A 4,742-nucleotide genomic window follows, 5' to 3' on the forward strand; every position below is an offset into this window, starting at 1 on the left:
CCCCACGCAGTACGTCACCGGCATCCGCTGACCTCACCGGTTCGGGTGCCAGTTGCCGTTCTGTTCGACGTACGTCCGCCCGGTGATCGGCTTGCCTCGGACGCGGCCGGTGACAGTGGACGCGCCTTCGTAGGTGCCGCCGAAGGCGCCAAGGCGTTCTTGTCCCCGTGGCTCGGCGACGACTGTGAGGTCGGCGTCCAGTGCGGCGATCTTCACGGTCCAGCGGGTGCCGTACCGCTGGCCGGTGGCAGGGCTGGTCCAGAAGCCGGACGTGGTGGCGGCGAGAGGTTGTACGCCGACCAGCTCATGGGTCCCGTCGGGATGCAGCACGGTCGCGTACGCGAGCTCCTTGCCCTCGGCGAACAGGTCCCAGAGGTTGATCCGGTCACCGTTGGACAGTTGCAGCGGCATCCACGTCCACTTGTCCATGGTGCTCCAGTCCCACGTGCCCCACTGGCGGTCCAGCCACGACTCCCCGGCGACCGTGTACGCGCGGCCGTCGACCTCGAGCGTCCCCCGGGTCTCCAGGCTGGGCAGCGAATAGTAGTAGCTCGTGCCGCCGAGAAACGGCATCAGCCCGGTCCCGTTGTTGTACAGCGCCGGGCCTCGCGCGCTGAGCGTCACGTCGATCGCACCGACCGGCAACGTCGCATGCAGGCGCATCGCGTCCATCGGCCCGGACAGCGTTGCGGACGGCGTCCGTACGTCGAGTTCGGTCGTGGAGAAACGCGTCCGGTCGGGCGAGTAGCTCGCGTACGTCGTGTAGTACGCACCGCTCGTCCGATCGGTGATCGACGCGATCGCCTGGGGCTGCTGACCACCGCCGATCGTGACCTCGTACCCGAAGCGGTGGCCGTGGGCCTCGACGTGGCCGACGACGTACCACCATTCCTGGCGTGCGTCCGGATGCGCCGCCTGGTCGGCCGGCAACTTCACGAACACCGGAAACGCGGGACCGTCCGTCGGGCGGGCAACATCCGCGGTACTGACGGCCGCGGTACCGGCGTCCGCGCCTGCCGACGTCGCGGCGACGGCGAGTGCCGCGCCGAACGTCAGGACCGCGATGACTCGGGAGATTCGACGATTCGACAGGTGCAGGTGCTTCATTGAGCCTCCGTCGGTGGATTCACTGCACCGATCGTGGTGTTCCGGGTACGCCGGGGTCGTCCGTCGGCGGATGCGATCAGCTACGCAGTTCGACGTACATCCCGGTCCGCCGCGTACGCCGTACGTGGTACCCGTAAGCGCGCTCCTGGCCGGACGCGGTGGCGTCCGCGCGAACCTATGCTCGGGGAATGTCGCTGCGTGCCTGGCGGTTCCGCCTGCAGCCCTGGTGGCTGGACGTGGCGATCGGGCTGTTCGTCACCGTGATGCAGGTCCAGGGAACGGTTTTCCGTACGACGCAGGAGCTGTCCACGGTGGTCCGGCCGCTCACCGCGCTCGGGCACCTGGGCTACGTGCTCCTGTTCCTCGGCGGAGCGGTCGTGGTTCTGCGGCACCGTTGGCCGGTACCGGTGTTCGCCGTCGCCGCGCTCTGCAGCTTGATCCATTACACGCTGGACTTTCCTGACGGTCCGGGGTGGCTCGGCCTCTTCGTCGCCACGTACACGCTGACCGCGCTCGGCGACGGTCGCCGCTCGCTGATCACCGCGGCGGCGGGAATCTCGGTCCTGACGGTGGCCTGGTACGTGTCCGCACTGGACATCCAGCCGCGGGCCGCGATCGGCTGGGTGTTCTTCCGGATCGGCGCTTCGGTGATGAGCGCGGCGCTCGGCGAATCGGTGCGGTCCCGCCGGGTGATCGCGGCCGAGGCGCTCGCCCGGGCCGAGCTCGCGGAGCGAACCCGCGAGGACGAGGCGCGGGCCCGGGTCGACGCGGAGCGGTTGCGGATCGCGCGCGAGGTCCACGACACGGTGGCGCACGCGATCGCGATCATCAACGTCAAGGCCGGTGTCACCGCGCACGTCCTGGACAAGCGGCCGGAGCGGGCCCGGGAAACCCTGGAGGCGATCGAGTCCACCAGCTCGCGGGCGCTGCAGGAGATGCGGACGATCCTCGGCGTACTGCGCGCCGACCGAGACGACCGGGTACCTGGTCCCGGGCTCTCCCGGGTCGACGACCTGGCCGCCCGGGCGCGCGAGGCCGGACTCGACGTGACGCTCGAGGAGGCCCTGCCGCTCGCGCCGGTTCCGGGCGTGGTCGGCAGCGCGGTGTACCGGATCGTCCAGGAGTCGCTGACCAACGTGATCCGCCACGCCGGACCGACGCGGGTCACGGTCGCGGTGGAGTACGGCGTGGACGCGGTGGGAGTGCGGGTCACCGACCAGGGACGACGGACAGCGGCGCCGCACCCGGCGGCTGCACCCGGTCGCGGCATTCTCGGCATGCGGGAGCGATGCCAGCTGCTCGGCGGCGAACTCGACGCCCGGCCGACGGCGGTCGGGGGCTTCGAAGTGGTCGCGCGGCTTCCGCTCCTCACCACCGGAACGGTGCCGGCATGATCCCGTCGCTGCCAGACCGGCCGATCCGGGTGCTGCTCGCCGACGACGAGCGGCTGGTCCGGTCCGGGTTCAAGTTCCTGCTCGACGTCGAGGACGACATCGCCGTCGTCGGCGAGGCGACCAACGGAGCCGAGGCGGTGGACCAGGCCCGCGCCGCCCGCCCCGACGTCGTACTCATGGACATCCGGATGCCACGGATGGACGGAATCCAGGCAACGCGGGAGATCGCGTCGGCGTGCGGTCTCGAGGACGTCCACGTGCTGATCCTCACCACCTACGACACCGAGGCGTACGTCTTCGAAGGACTGCAGGCCGGCGCCGGTGGGTTCCTCCTCAAGGACGCCGGGCCTGCCGAACTCCTGCACGGCATCCGGGTCGTGGCAGCCGGCGAGTCCCTGCTGGCGCCGCGGGTCACCCGGCGGCTCATCGCACAGTTCACGTCACGGCGTACCGTCTCCGAGAACGCGGCCGCTCGGCTGGCGGTACTCACCGAGCGGGAACGCGACGTGCTCGCGCTGGTCGGCCGAGGACTGACCAACCACGAGATCGGCGCCGAACTGTTCCTCAGCCCCGCGACGGCCAGGACCCACGTCAGCCACGCGATGGGCAAGCTCGGCGCCCGCGACCGGGCACAACTCGTCGTGATCGCGTACCAGACCGGTCTCGTCAGCCCGTAGGTAGGCCCGCGGAATTCGAACGACAGCAGGAGATCGCCGGTGTAGCGTCACGGGATCATGGAGACGCCTGAGGTCACCCGCGCGATTGCCGCCGCGACTTCGATCGCCAGCTCGCTCGGTCTGGCGGCCGACGACGCGACCGTGCTGCACAACTCGAACAAGGTGGCCTTGCGGTTGACGCCTGGTGACGTCTTCGCCCGGGTTGCGCCTGTGGGGGAACAGGTTGCCGGGATGGAGATCGAGCTTGCGCAGCGGCTCGGCGAGGTCGGGGCGCCGGTGGCGGCCTTGGACCCGCGGGTGGAGCCCGCGGTGTACACCCGCGACGGCTTCGCGGTGACGCTCTGGACGTACTACGAGCCCGTGACACCGGGCTCACCGGCGGAGTACGCCGACGCGCTGGCGCAACTGCATGCGGGGATGCGGAAGGTCGACGTACCGACGCCGCGGTTCACTGATCGGATTGCCGAGGCGCAGAAGATCGTCACCGACCCGCGCCTGTCGCCGGAGCTCCCCGACGCGGACCGGGTGTTCCTGAGCAACAGGCTGGAAAGCCTGCGCGAGGCGACCGGCAACCACGACGAGCAACTGCTGCACGGCGAGCCGCATCCAGGCAATCTGCTGAGCACGAAGCACGGCCCGTTGTTCATCGACTTCGAGACCTGCTGCCGCGGGCCGATCGAGTTCGATGTCGCCCACGTCCCCGAGGCGGTCTGCGAGCATTACCCCGGCCTCGACCAGGACCTGCTCGCCGGTTGCCGGCAGCTCGTACTGGCGCTGGTCGCCGCGTGGCGCTGGGACGTCGGCGACCAGTTCCCGAACGGCAGACGCTTCGGAGAAGAGATCCTGCGCTCACTCCGCGAAGGGCCACCCTGGCCGACCCTCGACGCCGTCGTGAATCGCCTGCTCAAGCCCTGAGAAGTACCCGGCGCAGCACCTCAACCGTCGGTACCGGGACCACCTGTCCGGTCTCGTCCCGGTACAGCCGGCACGACATACTGCAGCACTCCCCCGCCACAGCGAACGGATCGACGCCGTCGACCAGCAGCGTCGGCGAGCCTCGCATGCCGTACTGCGTCGCCGCCGCCTCGCTCACGATCGGCCGAGTCGTCACGGGCAGATCCGTCACCCGTGCGAGGCGCTCCAGCAGCGGCGCGACGTTCGGGCAGTCCGGTACGTGCAGAACCTCCAGCCTCATCGGATCGCCGTCAGCAAGGCGCAGCTGCGATCGCCCCGCGGCAGGTCGCAGGTCTCGACCAGCGCGGACAACGCATCGTGCATCCGCTGCAGATCCGCGATCCGTACGGCGAGGTCCGCGCGCCGACGCTCGGCCAGCGCCCGTGCCGCGTCGCAACCGTCAGGCCCACCGGCGTCGAGGTGCAGCAGCTCCTCCACCTCGTCGAGGGTGAACCCGAGCTCCTGAGCACGCTTCACGAAACGCAGCAGCTCGACCGCCGAGACCGGATAATCCCGGTACCCGCCGAGCGTCCGCGGCGGTTCCGGCAGCAGTCCGCGGCGTTCGTAGTACCGCAGCGTCTCGGTGTTCACGCCCACCTGGCCGGCCAGC

6 protein-coding genes are annotated in these 4,742 nt (G+C 70.1%); 3 read left to right on the top strand and 3 right to left on the bottom strand.

The window, feature by feature from the left end; genetic code table 11:
• Nucleotides 1–33: 33 nt before the first annotated feature.
• Nucleotides 34–1,107, bottom strand: coding sequence for a lipocalin-like domain-containing protein (locus VFF46_RS32520; protein ID WP_325041069.1), 1,074 nt, complete (start codon nt 1,105–1,107; stop codon nt 34–36).
• 188 nt (nt 1,108–1,295) lie between these two features.
• Here VFF46_RS32520 and VFF46_RS32525 point away from each other — a divergent pair, with 188 nt between their 5' ends.
• From VFF46_RS32525 to VFF46_RS32535, 3 genes are read left to right on the top strand one after another with little or no spacing between them, the layout of a single operon-like run.
• Nucleotides 1,296–2,501, top strand: a complete 1,206-nt coding sequence (locus VFF46_RS32525) for a sensor histidine kinase (protein ID WP_325041070.1) — start codon at nt 1,296–1,298, stop codon at nt 2,499–2,501.
• Entirely contained in the window at nt 2,498–3,178 is a 681-nt protein-coding gene (locus VFF46_RS32530) for a response regulator transcription factor (protein WP_325041071.1), read from the top strand. Before VFF46_RS32525 ends, VFF46_RS32530 begins: the two co-directional genes overlap by 4 nt.
• 57 nt (nt 3,179–3,235) lie before the next feature.
• On the top strand, nt 3,236–4,093 hold the full coding sequence (locus tag VFF46_RS32535; RefSeq protein ID WP_325041072.1) for an aminoglycoside phosphotransferase family protein: 858 nt from the start codon (nt 3,236–3,238) through the stop codon (nt 4,091–4,093).
• On the opposite strand, the gene VFF46_RS32540 is transcribed toward VFF46_RS32535, so the two are convergent.
• Entirely contained in the window at nt 4,083–4,373 is a 291-nt protein-coding gene (locus VFF46_RS32540; protein ID WP_325041073.1) for a hypothetical protein, read from the bottom strand. The genes VFF46_RS32535 and VFF46_RS32540 overlap by 11 nt on opposite strands.
• Nucleotides 4,370–4,741: a MerR family DNA-binding protein gene (locus VFF46_RS32545; RefSeq protein WP_325041074.1), complete on the bottom strand. Its 372-nt coding sequence runs from the start codon at nt 4,739–4,741 to the stop codon at nt 4,370–4,372. Before VFF46_RS32545 ends, VFF46_RS32540 begins: the two co-directional genes overlap by 4 nt.
• Nucleotide 4,742 lies beyond the last annotated feature (1 nt).

This window comes from Kribbella sp., assembly GCF_035655035.1.
GTDB lineage: Bacteria > Actinomycetota > Actinomycetes > Propionibacteriales > Kribbellaceae > Kribbella.

Coding starts and splice junctions, on each gene's coding strand:
- VFF46_RS32520 (WP_325041069.1), bottom strand. CDS start 1,107: ATGAAGCACCTGCACCTGTCGAATCGTCGAATCTCCCGAGTCATCGCG.
- VFF46_RS32525 (WP_325041070.1), top strand. CDS start 1,296: ATGTCGCTGCGTGCCTGGCGGTTCCGCCTGCAGCCCTGGTGGCTGGAC.
- VFF46_RS32530 (WP_325041071.1), top strand. CDS start 2,498: ATGATCCCGTCGCTGCCAGACCGGCCGATCCGGGTGCTGCTCGCCGAC.
- VFF46_RS32535 (WP_325041072.1), top strand. CDS start 3,236: ATGGAGACGCCTGAGGTCACCCGCGCGATTGCCGCCGCGACTTCGATC.
- VFF46_RS32540 (WP_325041073.1), bottom strand. CDS start 4,373: ATGAGGCTGGAGGTTCTGCACGTACCGGACTGCCCGAACGTCGCGCCG.